At 48.2% G+C, this 22949-nt stretch carries 24 protein-coding genes, 1 tRNA gene and 1 other RNA gene; 8 read left to right on the forward strand and 18 right to left on the reverse strand.

Going from position 1 to position 22949, the window contains the following annotated elements:
* Nucleotides 1–373 precede the first annotated feature (373 nt).
* Nucleotides 374–1639 (forward strand): cytosine deaminase, encoded by a 1266-nt coding sequence (gene codA, locus ACR6Z4_RS22500; RefSeq protein WP_479719568.1) that lies wholly within the window; start codon nt 374–376, stop codon nt 1637–1639.
* Nucleotides 1640–1829: 190 nt separating this feature from the next.
* Here codA and ACR6Z4_RS22505 read toward each other — a convergent pair whose 3' ends face one another.
* The 5 genes from ACR6Z4_RS22505 to ACR6Z4_RS22525 form a co-directional block, all read right to left on the reverse strand.
* The gene (locus ACR6Z4_RS22505; RefSeq protein WP_479719569.1) at nt 1830–2636 is read right to left on the reverse strand and encodes a cyanophycinase; all 807 of its coding nucleotides are present in this window, start codon (nt 2634–2636) and stop codon (nt 1830–1832) included.
* Between the two features lie 626 nt (nt 2637–3262).
* Nucleotides 3263–3523, reverse strand: a complete 261-nt coding sequence (locus tag ACR6Z4_RS22510; protein WP_479719570.1) for a hypothetical protein — start codon at nt 3521–3523, stop codon at nt 3263–3265.
* Between the two features lie 322 nt (nt 3524–3845).
* The gene (locus ACR6Z4_RS22515; RefSeq protein ID WP_479719571.1) at nt 3846–5444 is read right to left on the reverse strand and encodes a DEAD/DEAH box helicase; all 1599 of its coding nucleotides are present in this window, start codon (nt 5442–5444) and stop codon (nt 3846–3848) included.
* 160 nt (nt 5445–5604) lie between these two features.
* Nucleotides 5605–5742, reverse strand: a complete 138-nt coding sequence (locus ACR6Z4_RS22520; RefSeq protein ID WP_479719572.1) for a hypothetical protein — start codon at nt 5740–5742, stop codon at nt 5605–5607.
* Entirely contained in the window at nt 5723–6535 is an 813-nt protein-coding gene (locus ACR6Z4_RS22525; protein WP_479719573.1) for a cyclase family protein, read from the reverse strand. Before ACR6Z4_RS22525 ends, ACR6Z4_RS22520 begins: the two co-directional genes overlap by 20 nt.
* 308 nt (nt 6536–6843) lie before the next feature.
* Here ACR6Z4_RS22525 and ACR6Z4_RS22530 point away from each other — a divergent pair, with 308 nt between their 5' ends.
* From ACR6Z4_RS22530 to ACR6Z4_RS22540, 3 genes are all read left to right on the forward strand, one after another.
* Nucleotides 6844–7386 (forward strand): hypothetical protein, encoded by a 543-nt coding sequence (locus ACR6Z4_RS22530; RefSeq protein WP_479719574.1) that lies wholly within the window; start codon nt 6844–6846, stop codon nt 7384–7386.
* 103 nt (nt 7387–7489) lie between these two features.
* Entirely contained in the window at nt 7490–7945 is a 456-nt protein-coding gene (locus tag ACR6Z4_RS22535; protein WP_479719575.1) for a PPC domain-containing protein, read from the forward strand.
* Between the two features lie 333 nt (nt 7946–8278).
* Nucleotides 8279–8351 (forward strand) — tRNA-Phe (locus ACR6Z4_RS22540).
* 90 nt (nt 8352–8441) lie between these two features.
* Here ACR6Z4_RS22540 and ACR6Z4_RS22545 read toward each other — a convergent pair.
* From ACR6Z4_RS22545 to ACR6Z4_RS22595, 11 genes are all read right to left on the reverse strand, one after another.
* A complete protein-coding gene (locus ACR6Z4_RS22545) occupies nt 8442–9092 on the reverse strand; it encodes a Uma2 family endonuclease (protein WP_479719576.1) in 651 nt (216 codons plus the stop codon).
* A 185-nt stretch (nt 9093–9277) separates the two neighbouring features.
* A complete protein-coding gene (locus ACR6Z4_RS22550; RefSeq protein WP_479719577.1) occupies nt 9278–9805 on the reverse strand; it encodes a pentapeptide repeat-containing protein in 528 nt (175 codons plus the stop codon).
* Between the two features lie 555 nt (nt 9806–10360).
* Nucleotides 10361–10457, reverse strand: an RNA gene (gene ffs / locus ACR6Z4_RS22555) — signal recognition particle sRNA small type.
* 159 nt (nt 10458–10616) lie between these two features.
* Nucleotides 10617–11201, reverse strand: a complete 585-nt coding sequence (locus ACR6Z4_RS22560) for a CPBP family intramembrane glutamic endopeptidase (protein ID WP_479719578.1) — start codon at nt 11199–11201, stop codon at nt 10617–10619.
* A 168-nt stretch (nt 11202–11369) separates the two neighbouring features.
* Entirely contained in the window at nt 11370–12437 is a 1068-nt protein-coding gene (locus tag ACR6Z4_RS22565) for a DUF3326 domain-containing protein (RefSeq protein ID WP_479719579.1), read from the reverse strand.
* Entirely contained in the window at nt 12434–12652 is a 219-nt protein-coding gene (locus ACR6Z4_RS22570; protein WP_479719580.1) for a hypothetical protein, read from the reverse strand. The genes ACR6Z4_RS22565 and ACR6Z4_RS22570 overlap by 4 nt, the downstream gene beginning before the upstream one ends.
* Before the next feature lie 22 nt (nt 12653–12674).
* Nucleotides 12675–12998 (reverse strand): 2Fe-2S iron-sulfur cluster-binding protein, encoded by a 324-nt coding sequence (locus ACR6Z4_RS22575; protein WP_479719581.1) that lies wholly within the window; start codon nt 12996–12998, stop codon nt 12675–12677.
* A gap of 46 nt (nt 12999–13044) precedes the next feature.
* Nucleotides 13045–13230 carry a hypothetical protein gene (locus tag ACR6Z4_RS22580; protein ID WP_479719582.1) on the reverse strand — a complete coding sequence of 62 codons (186 nt, stop codon included), beginning with the start codon at nt 13228–13230 and terminating at the stop codon, nt 13045–13047.
* A gap of 139 nt (nt 13231–13369) precedes the next feature.
* Nucleotides 13370–14869, reverse strand: a complete 1500-nt coding sequence (locus ACR6Z4_RS22585) for a hypothetical protein (protein WP_479719583.1) — start codon at nt 14867–14869, stop codon at nt 13370–13372.
* A 690-nt stretch (nt 14870–15559) separates the two neighbouring features.
* A complete protein-coding gene (locus tag ACR6Z4_RS22590) occupies nt 15560–15739 on the reverse strand; it encodes a hypothetical protein (protein ID WP_479719584.1) in 180 nt (59 codons plus the stop codon).
* A gap of 1016 nt (nt 15740–16755) precedes the next feature.
* Complete coding sequence (locus ACR6Z4_RS22595) at nt 16756–17193, reverse strand: GNAT family N-acetyltransferase (RefSeq protein WP_479719585.1); 438 nt, start codon at nt 17191–17193, stop codon at nt 16756–16758.
* A 152-nt stretch (nt 17194–17345) separates the two neighbouring features.
* On the opposite strand from ACR6Z4_RS22595, the gene ACR6Z4_RS22600 reads away from it, so the two are divergent.
* The 4 genes from ACR6Z4_RS22600 (at nt 17346) to ACR6Z4_RS22615 (ending at nt 20568) form a co-directional block, all read left to right on the forward strand.
* Entirely contained in the window at nt 17346–17585 is a 240-nt protein-coding gene (locus tag ACR6Z4_RS22600; RefSeq protein WP_479719586.1) for a 2Fe-2S iron-sulfur cluster-binding protein, read from the forward strand.
* A 43-nt stretch (nt 17586–17628) separates the two neighbouring features.
* Nucleotides 17629–18141, forward strand: a complete 513-nt coding sequence (gene folK / locus ACR6Z4_RS22605) for a 2-amino-4-hydroxy-6-hydroxymethyldihydropteridine diphosphokinase (RefSeq protein WP_479719587.1) — start codon at nt 17629–17631, stop codon at nt 18139–18141.
* A gap of 217 nt (nt 18142–18358) precedes the next feature.
* The gene (locus ACR6Z4_RS22610; RefSeq protein WP_479719588.1) at nt 18359–18913 is read left to right on the forward strand and encodes an NUDIX hydrolase; all 555 of its coding nucleotides are present in this window, start codon (nt 18359–18361) and stop codon (nt 18911–18913) included.
* A 218-nt stretch (nt 18914–19131) separates the two neighbouring features.
* The gene (locus ACR6Z4_RS22615; RefSeq protein WP_479719589.1) at nt 19132–20568 is read left to right on the forward strand and encodes an FAD-binding domain-containing protein; all 1437 of its coding nucleotides are present in this window, start codon (nt 19132–19134) and stop codon (nt 20566–20568) included.
* Nucleotides 20569–21018: 450 nt separating this feature from the next.
* On the opposite strand, the gene ACR6Z4_RS22620 is transcribed toward ACR6Z4_RS22615, so the two are convergent.
* Together ACR6Z4_RS22620 and ACR6Z4_RS22625 are read right to left on the reverse strand one after the other, a co-directional pair.
* Nucleotides 21019–21969, reverse strand: a complete 951-nt coding sequence (locus ACR6Z4_RS22620; RefSeq protein WP_479719590.1) for an NAD-dependent epimerase/dehydratase family protein — start codon at nt 21967–21969, stop codon at nt 21019–21021.
* A gap of 19 nt (nt 21970–21988) precedes the next feature.
* Entirely contained in the window at nt 21989–22897 is a 909-nt protein-coding gene (locus ACR6Z4_RS22625) for an Npun_R2821/Npun_R2822 family protein (protein ID WP_479719591.1), read from the reverse strand.
* Between the last annotated feature and the right edge of the window lie 52 nt (nt 22898–22949).

A 22949-nucleotide genomic window follows, 5' to 3' on the forward strand; every position in this document is an offset into this window, starting at 1 on the left:
ACTCATTACTTGAGTACAACAACGTTGAGTAGAAAAATCCTGACGGCTAAAAGAAGATGAAGCAAAGAAGAGGTATTTGGTAGAACGCACCTGAAATCCAAATAAAAAGCCTATTATCCAGAATCCAGGATTACGCAAGATAAATTCAGTAGCCTAACGAACGCTTTTCCTATCTATCGTGATTTTACGGAGAGGATGGGTAGGGAGGGGCAATATCCTTTCCACATCGCTCAGTCCAGTTTTAAAGATTAGATAGACTTCTGATATATTTCTTGCACCTTCTCCTAAAAGATACTGATAAAAAACTGGGTCAAATTGAGAATAAAGCCATGCTTTACAATTACTTTGCATTGGCTTGAAATTGAGATGAATTATGGCTTTACTGTCTTACGATTTACTCTTACGTCATTGCCGTTTGCTAAATCCTGCGGGTGTATCAGAAGCAACGGTTGATATTGCGATCGCCAATGGCATGATTGTGGCAATTGATCCCCATATTGATCAGCTTGCCCAGAGAGAATTAGATGTCCGTGGTCAACTGGTCAGCCCACCGTTTGTGGAGTCCCATATTCATCTCGATTCTGCCCTGACCGCCGGTGATCCCCGGTGGAATCAATCGGGCACGTTGTTTGAAGGAATCGAAATCTGGCGCGATCGCAAGCAATCTCTCACCCTCGACGATGTCACTCAACGGGCGATCGCCACACTGCAACAACAAGCGATGCAGGGGGTGTTATTTGTGCGGTCTCATGCCGATGTCAGCGAAAAAAATCTGATTGCTCTGCAAGGTCTATTGGCAGCCCGAGAGCAGGTCAAAGATTGGATTCATTTGCAGATTGTGGCGTTTCCTCAAGATGGCATCTATGGCAGCCCTCACAATCAAGAGCTGATGGAAGAAGCCTTGAAGCTCGGAGCCGATGTCGTAGGCGGCATCCCTCATTATGAGTTGACTCGTGAAGATGGTGTGCGATCGCTTCATCACATCTTTGCTTTAGCAGAAAAGTATGATCGATTAATCGATGTCCATTGCGATGAAATTGATGATGACCAGTCGCGCTTTTTAGAAGTGATCGTGGCAAATGCCATTCGAACAGGCATGGGATCGCGGGTAACAGCCAGCCATACCACTGCCTTTGGGTCATACAACAATGCCTATGCATTTAAACTCATGGGCTTTTTACAACGCACAGCGATCAATTTCATCGCCAACCCCTTGATCAACATTACCCTTCAGGGGCGTGCCGATACCTATCCCAAACGGCGCGGCGTTACTCGGGTCAAAGAACTCTGGCAGCAAGGACAAAACGTTAGCCTGGGGCATGATTGTGTGCAAGATCCTTGGTATTCGTTAGGGACAGGCAATATGTTAGATGTTGCCAGTATGGCAGTGCATGTCTGTCAGATGACGGGAACCACGGAGATCGATGCCTGCTATGACATGGTGACCTGGAATGCTGCCAAGACGTTGCAAGTAGACGATCAATACGGCATTGAGGTGGGTAAGCCAGCCAATCTGATCGTTTTAGATGCCGACAGTCGATATGACGCCATTCGTCGCCGCGCAACCGTACATTATGTGATTTCCAACGGAATCTTGATTGCCCAAACCGATCCACCCCGCCCACACTGGCACCCATAGGCACCCACACGAGAATGAATGGTTCGTGCCCTTTGGGTACGAACCATCCTTTCTCTAGAGATCAGACCTCAGGAGATTTCTAGAAAACAAATTCCCCGCTGGTTTCGACTCCGCTCAACCAGCACGCGCCCTGAGCGAAGTCGAAGGGCAACCGACCAAGTAAACTCTGGGTGAAAAATCGCCTTAACGGTCAGGGGGCGATCGGTTGTCGAGTACTTAAATTAAAGCGATATCCCTGCGGCAAAATATGTAGCTTCACACCAAATACAGACAGCGGCTCATCCTTCAGCAAACGATCGATGTTGTTATACGTGGTTTGCGACTCATCGACAACCGTAACTGCTCCTTCCCCAATCACCTGAAATTCTTCGCCATCGACAATGACCGCTGTATTTTCGTCAATACCAAAGCCCAGCACTGTTGGCTGGGTTAGCAATGCCGTCAGCAATCGCCCCAACCGCCCCCGCTGGGCAAAGTGTTGATCGACGACGACACCGGGCAAAAAGCCCATTCCCGGCCCCATTTCTACCACTTCCACCCGTGGATTGGTACCCGACTCCCCTTCTACAATCATCACATCCGGCATCATGGCAGCTCCGGCACTCGTTCCGCCAATCACGGCTCCGGTTGCATGGCGATCGTGAATCGCTGCATCGAGCTGTGTGCCTTTAATAAATTCCACAATCCGCGCTTGGTCACCCCCGGTAAAGAAAATTCCCGATGCTCTCTGAATGATTTCTAACGATTCTGGGCGATCGGCATCTTCCCGTCGCTCTGTATCAATCACCTCTACAGATTCCACACCCAACCGTTCAAACACTCGAATGTAGTCATTGCCGACTTCTCTAGGAAGGCTTGTTGCTGCTGTCAATACCGCAATATGAGCTTTCACGCCACCAGCACAGCGAATAAACTCTCGCAAGACCGTACACTTGTCTTCCTTATCTTCTGCCCCACCAATAATTACGAGTTGCCCTTTGCGTTGATTAGAAATCATGAGTTTGCATCCTCTCAAAAGTTATGTGGCAAAGTGTAGGGTTGCTTTCCATCTTACGATTGCCTTCCGACGCCGTCTGTTGATGGCGGAAATGCTGGCTGAGTGAGCATTTTCCAACCATTACCCAGACCTCTAGACCCTTGCCAATGGGCTGGACAGACACCCATTTGTTTTAGATGAGCAACTCACTTTCACTTATCTCGTAAAAATACGATTAATCGTAGGGTGACGAATACTATCCGAAGACGTTGATATTTTCACGAGTTAATCAGGCTGGGATCATGGATTTAGTAAAATCTCCGTCTTAAGGAAGAGAAACACACGTCTAGATCCCCCTCTCAAACCTGATTGACTGACGGATCTTTGTAAGGGCAGGTTTAGCAAATTATTGAACGGTTTACAGTCAGCGTTTCGGCAAAACCTGCCCCTACGGTGGATTGCAAATTAAGGGTTTGGCATTAGTTTGGGCGGGGGCTTCGCCCCCGCCCAAACTAATCTGCAAGGGATCTAATGATGTTGGGTGGCGCGGGCAAAGCCCGCGCCACCCAAAATCATTACTTTTTCAGGATGACTCGACAGGTCTTTAAGCTCTGCTCCTAATTGAGAGGAAGGAGGCAGGGTTTGAGTTAGCCTCGAGCGCAAAACTGACGAATATGTAAGGTCATTTCCCCATGATCGGGAATCCAGACCAGCCAATGGTCATCTGAACAGGGGCAGAGAAGCAACGCTTCATCAAAACTAAAGGGACTGGGCAGTTCTAAAAGTTGTACCCAGTAGCCTGCTTGCAGATGAGCAACCGATCGCGTGTCATAGGTCTGAGCAGTCGAACGAATGGCAAAAGATGAGGCGAGTGGTTCTGACGTTGAACAGGGAAGGCTATAAGTCACGGTCGGTTGCTCCAAGTGATAGCGGTTGATGCGAGACGATGCGGCAATGGGCTAGCAAAACCAGAGCGAACGATCATAAACGTTGCTGATCTTGGGGATGGATTTGACCGTGAAACCTTGGTTTCACGGTCAAATCCATGCCACTATTCAGTCATGTCGGATAGGATTACGTTCGCGGGTAATGACGACCCTCATTTTTTGAAAATCACTTCGTTTCTGTATCGTAAAATACAGTTTTTAATTCGGTGAATTCTTGTATTAGAACTTCACAGCCCGGTCGTCCTACAAACTCGTGACGGGATTACCGTTCCCTTCTGCCCCATTAGTTTTTGAGAAAAACTTCTTGCCAGTTTTGACTGCCAAACTCTTTTTGAAATTCGCTGATCACCCAGGAAATCGACTTGCCCTGACGTTGAGCGATCGCTGCTAAATACCGTTTATACGCATGTTTTTCTGCCAGAGTTGGATTAGCGCCAAACGTGGAACCCAGGCACCAGGAATCTTCCGGCAGAATATTGTACTTCTCAAAACAGATGCGCATTGCCCAATTGGGTGCTGCCCCTTCCCGAAAACACTTGCGCCGTTGGGCATGAAAAAACTGCCGCATCTCATGGGCAGTATCAACGGTGGGGACTTCGCGAGATTCGTTGAGCACTTCCACCAGATCTTCGGTATGAATCTGGGGTGCTTCGATCAGCCATTGATGACCACAGCCCGGACAGACCATAACCGAGGCATAAACCACCATGCTGCAAGCCGGACACAATTTCTTTGGGGCTGCTCCCGGTTCCCCAGATTTGCGACTGGTGGGTAGACTGTATTCCGTCAGATCTTCAGGAAATCCCAGCCGATATAGATTGCCTGCCTGATCGAGCATCGTGCCGTGGGTTTTGCCTGTGTGGGGCGAGATCCGCATTACCCGCCCAATTTGCTGATGGTGCAACGCTTTAGATTGAGTTGGCCGCAGCAATAAGCCCACTTCCACACTGGGTTCGTCAAAGCCGATGCTAATCACGTTGCAGGACGTTAGAACCAGCAGTTTCCCCAAGCGCAGATCGGTATAGAGTCGCTGACGATCTTTAATTGCGGTACTGCCATCCACCACACCCGCCGGAATATTTGCCATACGGAAGGCATCGGCAACGTGACGGGCATGATCTACATCGACACAAAAGGCGATCGTCCGGCGATCGGGGGTGAGGCGAAACCATTCCTGAACAATGCGTTCGATCAATTCAGGGCGATCGCAGGCATTTTTCAAATCCCGTTCGTCAAAATCTCCGGCAACCGTACGCACCTCTGACAAATCAATTTGTTCTTCCGCAGGCATGCCGTAATATTTCATGGGTGCCAAGAAGCCCATTTGCTGAAGCACAGAAGGCACGGGTGACGCCACAAATGTCTGCATATGATCGCCTAACTGTCCCTTTCCCAGCCGATAGGGCGTAGCCGTCAGAGCTAAATGAACCGATTGCCGATGGGTTTCATACAACAGCTTTTGCCCCACCTGGCTAAAAATCGTTGTGTGCCCCTCGTCATACAGCACCACGTCAGCATGCCACTTGCACCACCAGGTGCGTTTCATCATGGTCTGGACGCTGGCAATTTGGATCGGTGCAGATGGGTCTTCCCGCCAGCCCGCTTTAATAAAACCGCAATGCAACCCAAACGACTTCATCTTGTCGTAGGTCTGCCCCACCAACACATCCAGATGCACAAGAAATAGCAGACGACAGCCCCGCGACTCAGCGTGGGCACAGATTTGTCCGGCAATTACAGTTTTTCCGGCTCCGGTACCCGCAATCACGGCAACCCGCGTGTATCCCTGACCCAGCGTATCGTAGAGATCTTTGATCAGTTTTACCTGATAAGGGCGCAAAACGGGAGTTTGAGGAGAATCAGAAATAGGGGACGCCTGCATTCAACGTTTGCTGAGGATCGTGGATTAAATAAGATCGAATATTGAATCGTTTGGAGGGGCGAACGGCCGTTCGCCCGTATAACAAATCACCGGAGTTATTAAATTCCCATTCCTGAGGAAACAATACAATCGGATGATTCACCAAAGCGAGCTCAATAGTCTAACCGTTACAGTTGATCAGCCAAGCTAACCGGACTTTGTTACAACTATACTCCTGGCGATTATACTCGTGGCGATCGCGATTGATGCGAAAACCCGTTCGTTCTGCGATCGCCATCTTAACGTGCTGGCGACTCATTCGGCACCAACCCTAGCACTCGTGCCGGACTGCCCGACCCACCCTGAATCGGTAGCCCTCCAATGATTAACGTTGCCCCCACTGGCGGCAGTTGCTCTAACCCAGCCAAACATTCCAAAATCATGCCATTTGCGGCATAGATGGCATAACTTGCGCCATAGGTTTCATCATTGCCGGGATCTGCCCCGTGCGTATCCGTCCCTAACCCAGCAATCTGGCGATCGCGAACCAAAAACTCTGCCGCCTCTGCACTAAATCCAGGGAAATGATAGGTTCCCTCAGCATCTGCATTAAAAAAGGCGATCGCGTCCGTCCATTTATCTTGCCAACCCGTCCACAAAATCGCCATACTGCCACTCGGCACCTTGCCATTGCTGGCTTCCCAGGCTTGAATATCTGCTACCGATAAGCGATAGTCTGGATTTTGCTTTGCCTGATCGCGACTATCGAACACTACCGCAGGCAGCAACAACTTTTCCACCGGCACCTGATCAGCAGACGTCGCCCCCGCAATAAACGTATTGGGTGTACCCCAATGGGTTCCACTATGTTCGCCAATGGTCAAGCGGTTAATGAAATACCCATCCGTTGCATACTCTGCCCAGGGTTGAATGGCGATCGCCGGATCACCTGACCAAATGGGCATGGTAAGAGTGAGCGGTTGGGTCAGATCCACCACCCGCACCCCTGCTAAAGGATCTGCCGATTGTGCCAAAGACGATCGCCCTAAGCCGCTGCTCCAGATCATCCCAATCAACACCAATAACAGCAGCATCCAGGTTGTGAATTTCACAGCGCCAGTCTCCTGAATCAAATCGATTGCCACAATTCACTCTAAACCCCAACGACTCCGCATCCCTTGCGGCGCAGACAGTCCATTAATCCACGATCCTTACAAAGATCTGTCAGTCAATCAGCTCACAAAAATTGATGTTTCGGATAGACCCTTAGTTTAATGCGTCATGGCACGGAGAAATAAGCGATGAAGATGTAGTCAAAAGAACCACAAGACTGATGCATAGGCTTCACTATTTCAGACGTATTGATTAATAGGATGAAATACATCCGATTTCTATTTTCTTCATCCCAGGAGAAATCCCCATGCACCGCCGTATCCAACTCTTAACCCTATCTGCTGCTACTTTACTGGCGATCGCCATCCCCACCAGCAACCCCGCTCAAGCCAAACCAATCACCTCCGATCCAGGTCATAGCGTTGCCACCTTAGCCGCCGATCCACGGGTTCAACTTGCCCTGGAAGAATTAGACCTGGATTATGAAATTGATAACAATGGCGACTACCGCGTACTAATGCGATCGCCCGATGGCACCCGCACCCAGGTCGCCTGGATTAGCTCCCAAACAACGATGGTAGGGTCTTTAGAAATTCGAGAAATCACCTCTGCCGCCTATTTAGCCACAGGAGCCTTACCCGCACCCGTCGCCAACCGCTTATTAGAAAACAGCAGCACCCTCGGCTTAGGTGCATGGCAAACCTTTAGTGACGAAACGCGATCGCTTGCCGTCTTTGCCGCCCGGATTGATGCCAATAGCGATGCCGAAGCCCTCCAATCTGCCTTATATGCGGTGCTCGATACCGCAGACACCATGGAAGCAGAACTGACCGGAGACGATTCATTTTAGCCAGCAACGGCTTAACAAACCATTGATATTCAAGCGACCTAGAAAAAAATAAGGCATAATTGACGAGATTCTAATCGCAACTAAAACCTTGTTGGGGGCTTTCATGCATATCAATCGAGTTTTGCCATCCAAGCTCAGTCTTCCCCTCCTCATCCCCTTCACCGCACTGACAATTGGCATGAGTGCGCTGAGCGCAAACGCTCAAGCGATGTACAATCCAGTTCGGCTACCGGCTGGCAACGAAATTACAGATACCTTAACCGAGAAAGATATCCCAACCGGGTTTGGTGGGTTTGCCCGCGACTATCTGGTAACCCTGGAAGGAGGCGATCAAGTTGTGATTGATTTGACCTCCGATGAATTTGACACCATTGTTACCCTGATCGCCCCCGATGGTTCAACCATGGGGGAAAACGATGATGGGCCTGATGGCACCACCAATTCACTTTTGTTTGCCCGCATCAGTAACGCCGGGGACTACATTTTGCGAGTTCGCCCCTATGCAGGGCAGGGGATGGGCAGCTTTAACCTGAAACTGACGCGACTCCGCCCGATCTAGCCGCATGGTTTCTGAGAAACACATCTGAATAAACCCGTCATTTTTTTCGGCATTGCTTAATAGCGGGATGAATTTGAATGTGAAACCTTCGGTTTCACATTCAAATTCATCCCCAACATCAGCAACGCCTTTTTTTCTGAGAGAGTAACAGCGAAGCCGTTGCTCTCTCAGAAAAAATTAGAGATATTTCGCCCACTCTAAAATTTTTACTTGCAAAGATTACACAAGTTCTGTTAGCTTAGTTAAGCGTCAAATTTCTTGCGCAAGTTCCTGGCTAAAAATTCTCAGTATTTTTCGACCAGACTCGTGTAGAATTTTGTAGCAGTGCCATTCGCCGGGATAGCTCAGTTGGTAGAGCAGAGGACTGAAAATCCTCGTGTCGGCGGTTCAAGTCCGCCTCCTGGCATTCAAGTAAAAGTTTAGTTTTGGAAGCGCAGCGATACTGCGCTTCCAAAACTACGGATTGGCTGACTTTGATAGAGAGGAGCCCTTACTATCATGGTTGTCCTCCTGCCTGCATTCGTTGTCTCAAATCCCGTAGCATGGTGCTGGTTCCCTGTTGAAATGCCTGCTTCACTAATCGGGGAATTGAGTCACAAATTGGTAAATTGGGGAAGGTATAGCTGGTTGCTGATTCCTGGTAATCTCCGTTTTGTAAGAGGTTAATTTTTAGCCTGTTATTGTCGTAAAGCCAAACTTCTGGCACCTGCAAGACGGCATAGGCTTCTAGAGTTGTTGTTGAGGTGACATCGGCTTCAATTGCCAGATCTGGCGGTGGATCTTCGTTCATGTTCATTCGCATGAGCGATCGCACCCGTTCTGCATTCTGGATATAAAAGCAGGTATCGGGTTCTAATCCAGCTTTTTTAGGTTTCTTAAACGTGGTTGAGCCAAAATCTTCCCAGTCCCGATTCTGAGCATCCAAAATTACTTTGACAATATCGGCAATGATGCGATGGGGGCGTTCATGAGCTGGCAAGGGCGACATGATTTCCAGGGTTCCGTTGCAGTAGTTAATCCGGGGAACGCTGCGCTCCTCCCCCTGTTCTTCTAGCAATTCCTCATATTGCTCCCAAGTCACTCCTGATATCAGAACATGGCTACCCGGGGATAGCTCAATGGTTTTAATGGGAAGGGCAACCGTCATAAGCTGACCTCTGTTAGGTAGTGGAAGAATTATGTAGTGGAGGAATGCCTTTATTATATTTTCTGCATCCCAGAGATCTGTAATCTCAATCAATCCCCAAAGATCCGCCACTACAGAAGAAATCTGGCGATCGCTCATTTACAATATCCATCTGCTAGGAATCAGATGAAGTGCGTGGCGATCGCTTATTTGCGATGTCCATCGGGAAAGATGGTTGAGGCATCATACTCGGCGTCTAAGAGGTTGGCATAAACTGCTCGCGAGAAATTGCAGCCCCCAATCTTAGCGGCAGTAAAGCGCGTTTGTTCTAGATTAGAACCCGAAAAATTGGCGTCTCTCAGGTCGGCATCACTCAAATCGGCATGGCGCAAATCCGCCGTTTGAAAATTAATTCCTTGCATCTTGGCTTGCCGAAAGTTGCAATGACACAGATTGGTGCGCGATAAATTGGCAAATTGCAGATCTGCCCCCGCCAGCCGAGCAGAATGCAAACGAGCATTGCTCAGTTCAGCCCCTTTTAAGATGGCTCCTTCTAAGTTTGACCGACTAAAGTTGGCATAGGGCAAATAGGAATAACTCAGGTCACTGCCTCGCAGATCAATGTCTTGAAAATCGCATTCAAATAAATTGATTTGAGATAGGTCTAGATCACTAAAATCGCGTCTGCCTTTACGATAGTCTTCTAACAGTTGTTCAACAGTAATCTTCTGCATATAATTTTATTTGTCAGCAGAAAGGGTGCCGTTTCACATGAAACGACCTCAGACTTTTTTAAGTATTTGTACTCATTCTTAATATGAGTTTACAAATAGTTATCGACAAACTTGCTGGATTTTAATCTTCTCTTTAGAGTCTTCTACGATACAAATCGGACTCTAAAGCAACCGTCGAGACGTCTAAATTGTGTGAGAACCCGCGCGGAGCGCGGGTTCTCACAACCTCCTGGTTTAACCCCTCGACGGTTATATAGCGCTATGCAGGTTGATTCAATACGGTGTTGTGGGGCGCGGAGCGCCCCACAACACCGTTTCTGTCCTGAACAAACTTGCACGCCGCTATAGTGTGGACTGGGCAAAAGGGATAGCGATCGCCTGTGAGGATCACAAATCAATAACCCTGTCATTGGTTTTGAGCGCGATGGCGAAGTTATCGCGCGCTCAAAAAAGTGAGATTTAATAAAGTTCCGCTGTTCTAATCGTTGAGGCAACACGAACACTCCCTGATGTAGCGCTAGGGAGGTTGAGGTGCGGCTCACCGTGTCCATACAAAAAGACCCGGAGTCTACGCCTATCACAAGCATCCCGTATTGCTGCTACCTTCCGGTCCTGACAAAGTTTGGGCGTTGTAATCGCGTAGGTCCAGGTCACATTCAGCATAACACGATTTGAAGCAGCTGTAGTTCGTAGGGATGGCGCAGCAGAGCTGCGCCATCCCTACACTGCAGTTCCACAATTCTTACTTAAGCGCTCGACAGCGAAGCCGTCGGGTGTTCGACACAAATTGCAGGTTCATTCATTTGTCATCCTAAACGTTCGTTTTCAGTTTCCAAACCAGGCTAGAGATCAGGTTGGTTGTGATATGCGCCACAACAGGAACCAGCAAATTACCTGTCAACAGTGCGCTGTAGCCCAACATCAACCCAATGATTGTTGCCCAGATGACGTACGACCAATGCTGAGAACCACTGAAGTGCAAAATTCCAAAGCAGATGCTAGAAAGTAACAGGGCGATCGCATTCAACCCCAGCGCTGGCAACATCACCCCTCGAAATAAGAGTTCTTCGCTCAATCCGGGTAATAGCCCCAGCCAGATCAAATCGAACCAGACCAATGGTTTTAGGACTAACTCTAAATAGAAATCGGCACTTTGGCGATATGCCTCCCAGGTGTAGTAGGCCAGGGCACTGGCAGCCGCAATGCCAAGCCCCAAACCAATGCCCATCAGCACGGAGAGGCTCGTCCAGGTGAAGGCTAAAGGTTGAATATTGGCGAACAACAACCACAGACGAGAGACGACCAGTAAAGCGATCGCCGTAATGCCCATGGCGGCAAGAATTTGCACACGATTCAACGAATCGACAGGAGGCTGATTAGAAGATGGATCATTCACGGTTTAATAAAAAGTTCAACGTATGAGGAGGTAAATAAGGGTTAGAAAATATGGACGGGGATTCGGTCAGTACAGTGAAACGGGAAGAAATGAGCCGTTAAGCCGTAATTTGTAACGTTATATAAAATTTGCGATCGCCGTTAGCTAGTAGCTAACAGCTAACAGCTATTAGCTACTAGCTATTAAAGGTTGAATAGAATGGCTATGAGGGCTGAGCGCCTGGATATCGATGCCCGAACGGTGGGCAACCAGGACTCCTAACGCTTCCAAATATGAGTTTACTCGTAAAGCTCGAATTCCGAGATCGTCGGGTTGTGTTTTCATTCGAGTGGTGTTTTCTCGAACGGTAATAATTTGGGTAGCCGATTGGCTCAAGCTCAAAACAGCACTGCCACCACAGGCAGTATCTGGAACGACGATCGCATCCACTTGATCTGCCCAAATATCGCCCAGTTGAAGCGGAGGCGTCGTAACGAATTGAGGGGCACGATTCAACCCAACCAGCACACATGGCAAAAAGGTATAACCCAATTCTTCGGCAGCGGAACGGGGGGACAGTTCTGGATCAAGCGGCAACGGCATCAGTGCAGGTGCATGGGCGCAGGGAACCCGAAAGGTGCGCACAACTAAGTGGCTGATGACCGCTTCGGCTCCGGCTAACGGATCAACGCCCTGCCCATGGCGATAGTTTTGCAAAGCAATGCTGCCAATATCGTCGTCAGGAAATCGGGCAACAACGGCGATCGCCTTTGCCCCTGCCTGAGTGATTGACGTTTCGACTGCTCGCAAAAGGCTATCTGGATTTTGAATCGTACCCCAGGTTGCGCCAGAGTCTGCGGTTCGCAGTTCCACCCCTAAGGGAGCATCGGTTACGACATAATCGGTTAGATTGAGCCCCAGCGTTGCTCGTGCCGCGTCGGCAGCCTGAAGATGACGCAGCCGTAAATCGGGTTCGATCGCCTGATCAAGAACTAACCCAATGGGATTTTGATGGACAGGTCGTAAGCCCCATTTACCGGCAGCAAACTGGTCTAACCCATAGCCTTCGACATAAAAGGCATTGGGCAATGACCAATATAGCTGCGCACCATTGAGCACATTGGGGTGAGTGATCAGGCGATCGGCAACCTGAGCGATCGCCCGGGCAATGGGTAATGCATCGCCTGCATACCCACCCATGGCTGCACCAACTCCCGTGGGCACCACCAAAACCACCGTATAAGGACGCGCGTTCAAATCGTTACCACAGATGTAGAAGGGATGACATCTAAACGGCTGGCAACTGTAACTACAGCTTCGATCTGGACTTTTTGTTGCTCTTTATCGACCCGAGTAATCGCCCAGCGGAGCGGTTCGCCAAAGTGACTTAACTCAGTGGCGATCGCCTGTTCTAAGGCTGCCGTTGGCGTTTTTAGATCTAGCTCAATCGCAACAAATCGGGTCGTCATCATGGGGCAACGTCCTAGAAATGCATCATGTTTGGAATTGCCCAAACTGTAGATGGTAGACAATATCTTCTTTTTCTGTCTCTATCTTCAGGTCAGAGCGAGGATACGCTACACATAGCAATGCATATCCCTTGGCTTGCAACTCTGGGCTGATGCCCATGCCTTCGCCCTGTTCTACAGTTCCTTCTAGCAGTTGTGCGGCGCAGGTAGTGCAGACCCCTGCCCCACAGGAGGTGGGCAGATCTAGACCTGCCGCCTGGGTCGTTGCCAGAACGGTTTGATCGTCGGGTGCTGTCAGATGGTAGGTGTTACCCTGGTGATTGATTTCGATTGTGTAAGTGTTTGCCATAGACCTTAAACAGAGGTGAAGTAATTAGCAATCTTCTATTCAGTTGTTAAGCCACGCCGCTTTCAGGAAACGTTCGTTTGAACTCATCCAATAAATCGTCGATTTCTTCGATTGCCTGGTTCACATCGATTCTGAGCGTTCCTAAATTAGGTTGCTCTAACAACTTCAGCAGCGATTCACGCTTGCTTTCGATAATTTTGACACGCTCACGCATGGCTTGTAGATCCAACATCGAGTGGTACTCCGCGAAGTTTATTCCACTTATTTACCCTAGCCTATCCTGTCGCTTAATCTGACATGCGATCGCTTCAAGCTCAGGATAAATTAGGGCTCTCACTCAATAGCTTGGACTTCACACCGTGGAACCTCCTTCACTTCGGTTCTTCGGAATTTTTAGGTTTGCGAACGTCGAGCACCTTTTTGAGCAGGTCATACCAAAACGAAGCCCCCATCGACAACGCAATCCCCGTAATAGCCCAGCCTACGATTTTACGCAACAGCGGGATGCCCCACGCCTGACTTTCCAGCGTTTGTTGTCGCACATTGACCTCATCCCAGCCAATCGGCAAGGGCAACCCCTTTAACACCTGATCGACTTGATTTTTCACCGTTTCCAGGTCGGCAGCGGTACTCCCTGGCGACGTATCACGGACCGCAATCTGATCGGCAACTTGCACCACCGTGGTTCGTAATGTGGTGTCTTTAGATAACCGACTGACGACATACAGCGTATCTGCATTAACCGTTACAGCAATTAAAAAGCCAATAATAATGGCAATGCCTTTGGCATTTCGTCTGTATACACCTGATGCCCTTTCCATGGAATTGTCAAACCAGTTGGCAACCTCTTTTTCAAGCTGCAAAACCCCTTGTTCTAAGCTGTCTGACTTACTTTGAGCCTGCTCGGCAAGGGTAATCAAATTGGTTTTGAGGGGTGGCGGAAGGTTAACAATATGCTGAATTAATTCGGGATGATCGTGCTGCATGCCATCCACCAATTCAGCCAATCTAGGTACTAATAGAGGACGTCTTACACTCGTCGATCCACTATCCGATGATCCACTATCAGGCGATCTACTGTCGGTTGATTCACTGAATCTATTCGTCTCAGCAATATAAAAAATAAGCCGTAATACCTCAGAAACGGTCGGCTCAAATTCCTGACGCAGGATTGCCTGTTTAAGATACGGCAATCGCCGCCGCATGATGTCTTTGCAATGATTGTTATCGGACAATACCGATTCCGTATTGTCTAAAAATTGTTGAAGTTGGTCGGTTGTCCGTTCAATGCTTTTTGTCAGCGAGGTTCGACCATCAATAAAATTATCGGCAATCTCTTGTAAGTTTTGCCGGAGACTAGAAAACTCATCCTCTAGTAAAGAATAGTCACCAACGCTATTTCGTAAGGCATCTAAAATTGACTCGATCCGGTTTAGCTTGTCCTCCACAAACTTTTTGATCGTCAGTTCGCTAATTTTTTGACTGATTTCTTGGACATTAACCTGACGTAACAAAGCCGCAGAGAACGTTTCAGAAGGGATGTAGGACGGTCCACTCTTGTTTTTACCAAACACGCTACGTGTACCAGAAATTGAATAGTAAGCATCCAGCACAACATGAACGATTTTTCTAAAAAACTCTGAGATTTTACCGCGCCCTTCCTGGTTTAAGGACTGAATAAAGGGGGTTTGATATAACTTATCTGCTAAGGTTTCGTCTGTTAACAAGTTTTGAATAGATTTCTTGAGATGCTCTGCTCTCCATTGCAAAATAGTGCCAATAATTTCTTGAATTTCTGATGATAATAAACTCAACGTCAGGTAGATAAAAATTAGTCCGATCGCAACATCGACGACAAATGGTAACGTCATTTTTAATCTGGCTCCTAGGCAGCAACACTAACTCTGTCGTGATAGACAGGCAAATTTGTGCGTCTGTGAATTAATTCTTCCAAGTCTATAAGCTCTGGGACAACATAATCCTGGAGGGGTTGCAATTCTCCATAAACGTTCACCCACACAAACCGTTTTAAGCCTTGTCTACCAACGCTCAGGTCTGTAGACCACAAGAAATCTACTGGCGCAGTTTGCCCAAGACTTCAACCTCGGCTAAACGTAAAACAGTTCCAACTGCTGATGTGAGTTTGAACGTAAACCCCACTGGCTTACCGTCAGATTCATACCTATAACAAACTACTCGATTAACAGGCTGGGGCTGCTCTTAGACAATCTCCAGCCCCCGAATGTACTTGACTTTAAACAAAAATATGGTGCGGCTGAGCCGCACCATATTTTTATTAAACGTTTAAAAATTTTTATGTTCGATCACATCTAATGACTTTTACTGGCAGTAACACGAAGTTGCATGGGTCAGGTAAATAGGCTTTAGCAAGAACTAAGTATGGAATATTTCTCGTCCAATAGACTCTTTATGGAGTGCAATGATTTGACAACAATACATATCCCATAATCAACAAAAATTTGATCGTGATCCAATCAATGAATCAGAAAGCTCTCTACGACTGGATGGCTAACAACAGGCAATGAATCGCCGACTTAATGTTAACGAGCGACTTCTAGATGTTCGCTGAATGTGGAAAGTTGAGATAGGGATGATTTACTGTTAGCGATCGCCATCGATAGATTGGGCATTTCTTGCCAACAATGAGAGCAGAACCAATAGACGCGATTATGACGAGCGTGGCGTAAAAGTTGAGAAGAACAGCAAGGACAAGTATTCATGGCTTTCAGTAAAGTTATTGATTCAAAGGTTGTTTTGGTTAAAAAGTTTTGCTGTTGCAGAGCATTCTTCCCCTCACACACTTAAGGATGACAAACATCCTCCGCAAATTCAACGAGAAGCCTACCTAATGTTTAGAGGGGATATACCCATAATAATCTTGACAATTATGCAAAACTGTTAACGCTGAAGCTTTCTTAAATATTGAATGTGAAGTATTTTTTCATAAACTGCTGTCTATCCTATTCCAAGATTTTTTCTATCGTCTTGATCAATTGGTTTTCTCTTTTAGCGAAAATCTTAAAACCCTTACAGAATAGCGATCGCAGAACACGAGTTATAGATTTGACAGGTCTATTTCAGCAGGATTGACCACTCTGTTTTTCTGCCTCAGTCGATGTAATTCTTAAAATTTAAGAAAGTCTTTAGAATTGCCCCCAAGGGCTTAGATATCTGGTATCGAACACTACATTTGGCAGATGTCAATCAGCCAAAATAGAGAGGCAATAATAGTCACTTGGCTGAATGTAGTCTACGCAACAAAAAGCAGCGTTCTAAACCGATGAATTACATCGATAAACGTAACGATTAATCAGCCCCCTTTAAACACAACTTAAGATAGATAAAAAAAGTTTTGGGTACTCTATCTAACGGCATAGAACTAACGGCATAGAACTGTTGCATCTCTCCCCAAACTAGATAGAGAACTTCCCTATTTTTTGTCGGGTTGAACCGTGGCACTCTACGCCATCGAGTTCAACTCATCCCTGTCTTAAACCCAATGGCGTCAAGAACCATAGCGCTTCGCACCTGGAGAGATTACGGGTGATGGGTGAGAGCCTCGCTCCGCGAGGCTCTCACCCATCACCCCATACTGCACACAATTAAGAATTGCCATATAGCTTCATTCCGCTTATGGCGCTGTGCAGATTGATTCAGTCCAGTGTTGTGGGGCGCTCCGCGCCCCACAACACTGGGAGTTTTTTAACTGGCAGATCTCTCAGGTGAAATCGATCTCTTACGTTAGAGACTTGCGCATCTCGATATGAGGAATTCCGGCTTCATTAAATTCAGCGCCTACCTGGTGGAACCCTAGTTTCTGATAAAACGCTTTGGCATGGGTTTGGGCGTTGATCTTGACTTCGGGGATATGTTTAGTTTTCAACCAGGCGATCGCCTCTGCCATCAATTTCTTACCAATACCCTTGCGGCGATATTTCTGCAAAACCGCTACCCGCTCAATCTTAGCTAACTCATTGCTCAAAAATCGAATTCGGGTCGTCCCCACAGGTTGCCCATCTAGACACGCGATAATGTGGGTTGCGGTATCATCCTGACCATCAAACTCGATGCCTGGATCGACCCCTTGTTCAAGCTGAAACACTGTATACCGAATCGATTGAATATCAGATGCGGCTTCGGAATAGCTGACTATTTTTAAGATGCAATGCTTCATTAGAGTTAACGCTTATAGAACGAAGTGCTACAGAACAGATTGAGAAGCCTGACCCTGCTCAGGCAGATGACAATGGGTATCAGTACAGTTGCTTCTCCGTTTAGAATCGACAAAGGTCAGCGAGTAACTTGTCGTTTATTGCTCACAAACGTATGACTGTCCAGGTTCTTTTTTTACCCGATAACGTGACAGTAGATGCACAGGTTGGAGAACCCTTGCTAGAAATAGCTCATCGTGCTGGCTTATCCATTCCGACTGGCTGTTTGATGGGGTCTTGCCATGCCTGCGAAGTCGAAGTAAATGGAGATGAAACCGTCTGCGCTTGTATCAGTGCAGTGCCGCCAGATTGTAACCAAATGACGATCAATCTCTATGTAGACCCGACCTGGTAAACCCTCAACCAACGCCTGCGAATTCGTTTAGGAACCTACTGCTGTGACGCAAATTCAATATGTGGGAGAGCGCGTGGCGATCGCCCTGGGTAGTAATCTGGGTAGCTCCCACCAGATTTTGGAGTCTGCGCTAAAGGCGATCGCCCATACGCCCAGCATTACCCTTCACAGCCAGTCGCACTATTACCAAACGGTTGCCGTGGGTCCCCCGCAGCCAGACTATCTCAATGCCTGCGCTCTGCTTTCGACCCATCTCACCCCCCAACAATTGCTCCAGACCTTACTAGACATCGAGATCCAGTTTGGTCGAGTCCGGCGGGAACGCTGGGGACCCCGGTTACTCGATCTGGATCTAATTTTATTTGATGACCAAATTTTAAATGAACCCCGGTTACAGGTGCCCCACCCTCGCATGTACGAACGTGCTTTTGTGTTGGTTCCTCTAGCCGAAATTGCCCCGCATTGGGTTGATCCGGTTTCTAGAAAGGCGATCGCCGACCTGGCTCAGCAAATCGATCGATCGGGAGTGATCAAAATTGACGGGTTGTGCTCTTAAACACTTGTAAAGATTAATTAGCGATCCGTCGCGACCGGCTTACCCGTCATCCGACTACTGGAACAATTGACGAATGAGCCATAACCGTGAACGATTGACACATATAACAGGTGTCAGATGTCCGGTGCCGGGTGTCAGATGTGGGAAGATGACTCAAAAACACGAATCCTCTACTCTGCCCCGATTTGTAATCCCTAACCCCTTATATTCTTTACCCATGTCTGTTGGTCAAGAACCGCCTCAATTACTCAAACAAAAACTGTTTTATCACGGTCGCAAATTTAACTTTGAAGTTAACAGTCTGCGTCTGCCCAATGGTGCCAAAGGTAACTGGGAATGCATTCGCCATCCCGGCGGGGCATTAGCAATTCCTGTGACACCCGACGGAAAATTAGTTTTAGTTCGGCAATATCGGTTTGCTGCCTGCGGTCGCTTACTCGAATTTCCCGCAGGTACCGTCGAAAAACACGAAGATCCGGCAACCACAATTCAGCGTGAAGTTGAAGAAGAAACAGGCTACCGGGCGCACAAATGGCATCGGCTCGGCAAATTTTTTCTGGCTCCGGGCTATTCTGATGAAGTAATTTATGCGTTCCTGGCGCAAGAGCTAGAAAAGCTGGAGCAACCCCCTCAACAAGACCTGGATGAAGACATTGAGACGGTCTTGATGACCCCTCAAGAGTTTGAAAAGGCAATTTTGTCGGGTGAACCCATTGATGCCAAGTCGATCGCGAGCTTTGCGTTAGCACGTCCCTTTTTAACTGATCTTTGAAAGATATATAGCAACCGTCGAGACGGTTAAATCAGGAGGTTGTGTGAGAACCCGCGCGGAGCGCGGGTTCTCACACAACCTTTGTCTTAATACAACCCTCGACTGCCACAGCACGGCGCAATGGCGTGAAATACACAGTGCGGCTCTCACTCCAGACCCGCAACCTATCCGAGTGCGAAGCGCTATAGTTTATTAGACTCACGCTCTTTAGATACGCTATGTCTGATTTAGTTTTGTTTTGGCATCGTCGAGATCTCCGGATAACCGACAATGCGGGGTTGGCATCGGCACGACAACGGAGTCCTCAAGTCGTTGGGGTATTTTGTTTAGACCCAAATATCTTGCAGCGAGGCGATATTGCACCAGCTCGGGTCAAGTACATGATCAGCAGTTTGCAAGAACTGCAAGAAAGCTATGCCAAAGCTGGAAGCCAGTTGTTGATTGTGCACGATCAACCCATCCAAGCCCTGCCCCGACTGGCGACTGCGCTCAAGGCAACCGCAGTATTTTGGAATCTCGATGTCGAACCCTATGCCAAAGAACGCGATCGCCAATTAACTGACGCCCTCAAAACTCAAGGCATCGAAGTTCATACCAGCTGGGATCAACTGCTACACGCACCGGGCGAGATTCGCACCGGCGGAGGCGATCCCTACACCGTCTACACACCGTTTTGGCGCAACTGGCAGAGCAAACCCAAACAGGCACCGTTCGCAGCTCTGGCAAACGCAGAGGGACTGTCTGCCAAAGCGCTAGAACAGGCAAAAGCGGCTGGAAGCATCCCCCTGCCAACGGCTCAAGATTTGGGGTTTGTTTGGGACAACGAATTCTATCTTCCACCTGGAGAGCAAGCCGCACAAGAGCGATTAGAAGACTTTTGCGATCGCCATCACACGATTGAGCAATACGACGAACAACGCAATATTCCTGCTACTCCCGGCACCTCTTACCTCAGCGCTGCCCTAAAATTTGGCACGATCGGCATCCGTACCGTTTGGGCATCTGCCCATGCTGCCTATCAGCGTAGCCGCAGCGACGAAACTCAAACCAATATTCAAACCTGGCAACAAGAGCTGGCATGGCGTGAGTTTTATCAACATGCACTCTACTTTTTTCCAGCTTTAGCTGACGGTCCCTATCGCGCTCCCTTTAAAGATTTTCCCTGGGACGATAATCCCGATCACTTTCAGGCATGGTGTGAAGGTAAAACGGGCTACCCAATCGTCGATGCAGCCATGCGACAGTTAAACGAAACAGGCTGGATGCATAACCGTTGCCGCATGATCGTCGCTAGTTTTTTGACTAAGGATCTGATCATCAACTGGCAGTGGGGCGAAACTTACTTTATGCAAAAGTTGGTGGATGGCGATCTGTCTGCCAATAATGGAGGTTGGCAATGGAGTGCCTCCAGTGGCATGGATCCCAAACCGTTGCGCATCTTCAACCCTGCCAGTCAATCACAAAAATTTGACCCAGATGCAGAATATATTCGAGAGTGGTTGCCAGAGTTACGCAGCCTAGACACCGAAGAACTGGTGACCGGAGCGATTCCACAACGAGAACGCGATCGCTGTAACTATCCATCTGCCATCGTCGATCATAAGAAACAACAACAGATCTTTAAGCAACGCTATAGCCAACAAAAAGGGAAATAATACTGCTTCTGTAGCGCTGGGCAGATTGCTTCAGTCCGGTGTTGTGGGGCGCTCTGCGCCCCACAACACTCGTAAATAACCGGAAAGCGATCGCCTTTGGCGATCGCTTTCTCAAAAAATATAGTGCTACGCACTGACGTTAGGACGGGGTGCAGGGGTAAAACCCCTGCGTGGGGCTACGCCCCCACGCCCCTTTGTCCTAACCTGAATGCGTAAGGCTAAATCTGGAAGCCTTATACCGTTTTTAGATGAGGCTGCGCCTGATTTACCCCCGGCTGTCGCCGTCCCCCTTGCCAAGGGGGACTACAGGGGGTCATCGGTTGGACGTGTCTTCCTAAAAAATTGGCATTAGGATCGCGGATTAAATAATTTCTATGAGTCAAGTGCTCTGTAGGGGCGCACCGCTGTGCGCCCTTACCTAAGAATTACAGGTTATTAAATCCATGATCCTTAGCAATATAAGGTTTTGACCCATTCCCATTCTTTCGTTAGCCCCTCGCGCAATGGGACTTGAGGATCGTAGCCCAGTATCGTTTTAGCCTTCGAGACATCGGCACTCGTATGCCGTGCATCGCCCATGGCTAACCCTTTGTGATCGCGTTTGATCGGTTGACCGACGATCTCTTCCATCGTTGCCAACACATCCATCAACACCACCCGGCTACCACCGCCAATGTTAAACATTTGACCCACTGCTTCCGGCACACTGCCCGCCAACAAATTAGCGGCGATCGCATCGGCAACAAAGGTAAAATCTCGCGTCTGCATCCCATCTCCATACACGGGGATCGCTTGATCATCAATCACCGCTTTAAAGAATTTATGGAATGCCATATCCGGACGCTGGCGCGGTCCATAGACCGTAAAGTAGCGGAGTGCGGTGACAGGCACTTTAAAATTTTGCTGATACAGCCAACAGAGCCGCTCGGCTGCCAGTTTGGTAATGCCATAGGGCGAGACGGGCTGGGGGCAAACCGTTTCAGACGTAGGAAAGGTTTCGGCATTGCCATAGACCGATGAGGTCGAAGCGTAAACAAACCGTTGCAGTTGTTTGGCATCTTTGGCAGCTTCTAGCATGACCTGGGTCGCGTTAATATTGCGCTCGGTGTAAGAGCGAAACCCATCGCCCCAGCTAGCTCTAACCCCTGCCTGAGCCGCCTGATGATACACCACGTCCACATCCTGGAATAATCCATTCCAGTCAAGCTGTTGAATATCGCCTTCAATAAGTTGGAACGACGGATGATTGGCAAACGTGGCAATATTTTTGCGTTTGAGCATTGGATCGTAGTAGTCATTGAAGTGATCGATACCAATCACTCGCTCACCCCGGTTCAGGAGCGCTTCTACTAGATGAGAGCCAATAAAACCTGCTACGCCGGTAACAATACTAGTTGTCATGGGAATTGAGGATGATGGTTTACTTCACGTTGAGTTTGCCCAAAATACGCTGCCAAAGACTCTTGGACGCTGGCGGCGGCGGAACATACTCTGGTTTTGGTTCGTTGAGATAACGGTAATGTTCCCAAATTGTCCAATAGGGGCAACCCGGTTGAATGCGAATGCCAGCCCAATGTAAATACTGAAGCGGCTGATCGACTTTAGGATCAACCAGAACGTAGTCTTTCTGAATGAAGTGAGAGCTGCCAGCCCAGTTACCAGGTCCCTTACCCGGTTTACGGACGAGATTGAGACGACGGGGCACCCGTTTTAAGATCATGTAATTGATGATGGGCTGGTCAGATGTTTTTTCAGAGAAGTCAAAATAATCGGGATGGCTAGCACATTCGCTAAACGTCTCGTACAACTCTGATTCAGAGATCAAATTCTTTTTAGACCCCCAAAACCCACCATTAAAAATATCCTGACACTCTGCTTCGGTAAATACGTTTTGGTCTAACACAACCGGACTGAATACATTTTTAATGCCGCCAGCATGTTGATAGTCCGAACAAATGAAATCGTAATCCGCAAGATAGTTGAGGGTGTCGGCAATCTTTTCGAAAACGACGATATCGGTGTCGATATACAGAAACTCATCAAAGGGACCATACCAACAGGCTTGTTTACGAAATTGGTTGGGTCGAGCAAAAAAAGCTTCGCCAAACGTCTGTTGTAGCTTTTTGGATAAGCGATCGATAAACTCTAGATCGTCGTAGACTTTGACGCCAAATTGTTGCCCCAGTACGGCAGCCGCATTGTGATAATGATCGTCGTAGGGAATCAGGATGACGGGAGTTTCTGAATCATAGAGACGAATGCTTTTGAGGAGGGCGATCGCTTGGTCTATCACCTTATCGTTAGCAGTGATATAAATGCCACGACTCATATACGAAAACCTCTTTAAAAAACCTCAACCACGGGTGATCGTGCGATCACGA

This window comes from Calyptranema fuscum S582 (assembly GCF_055793305.1).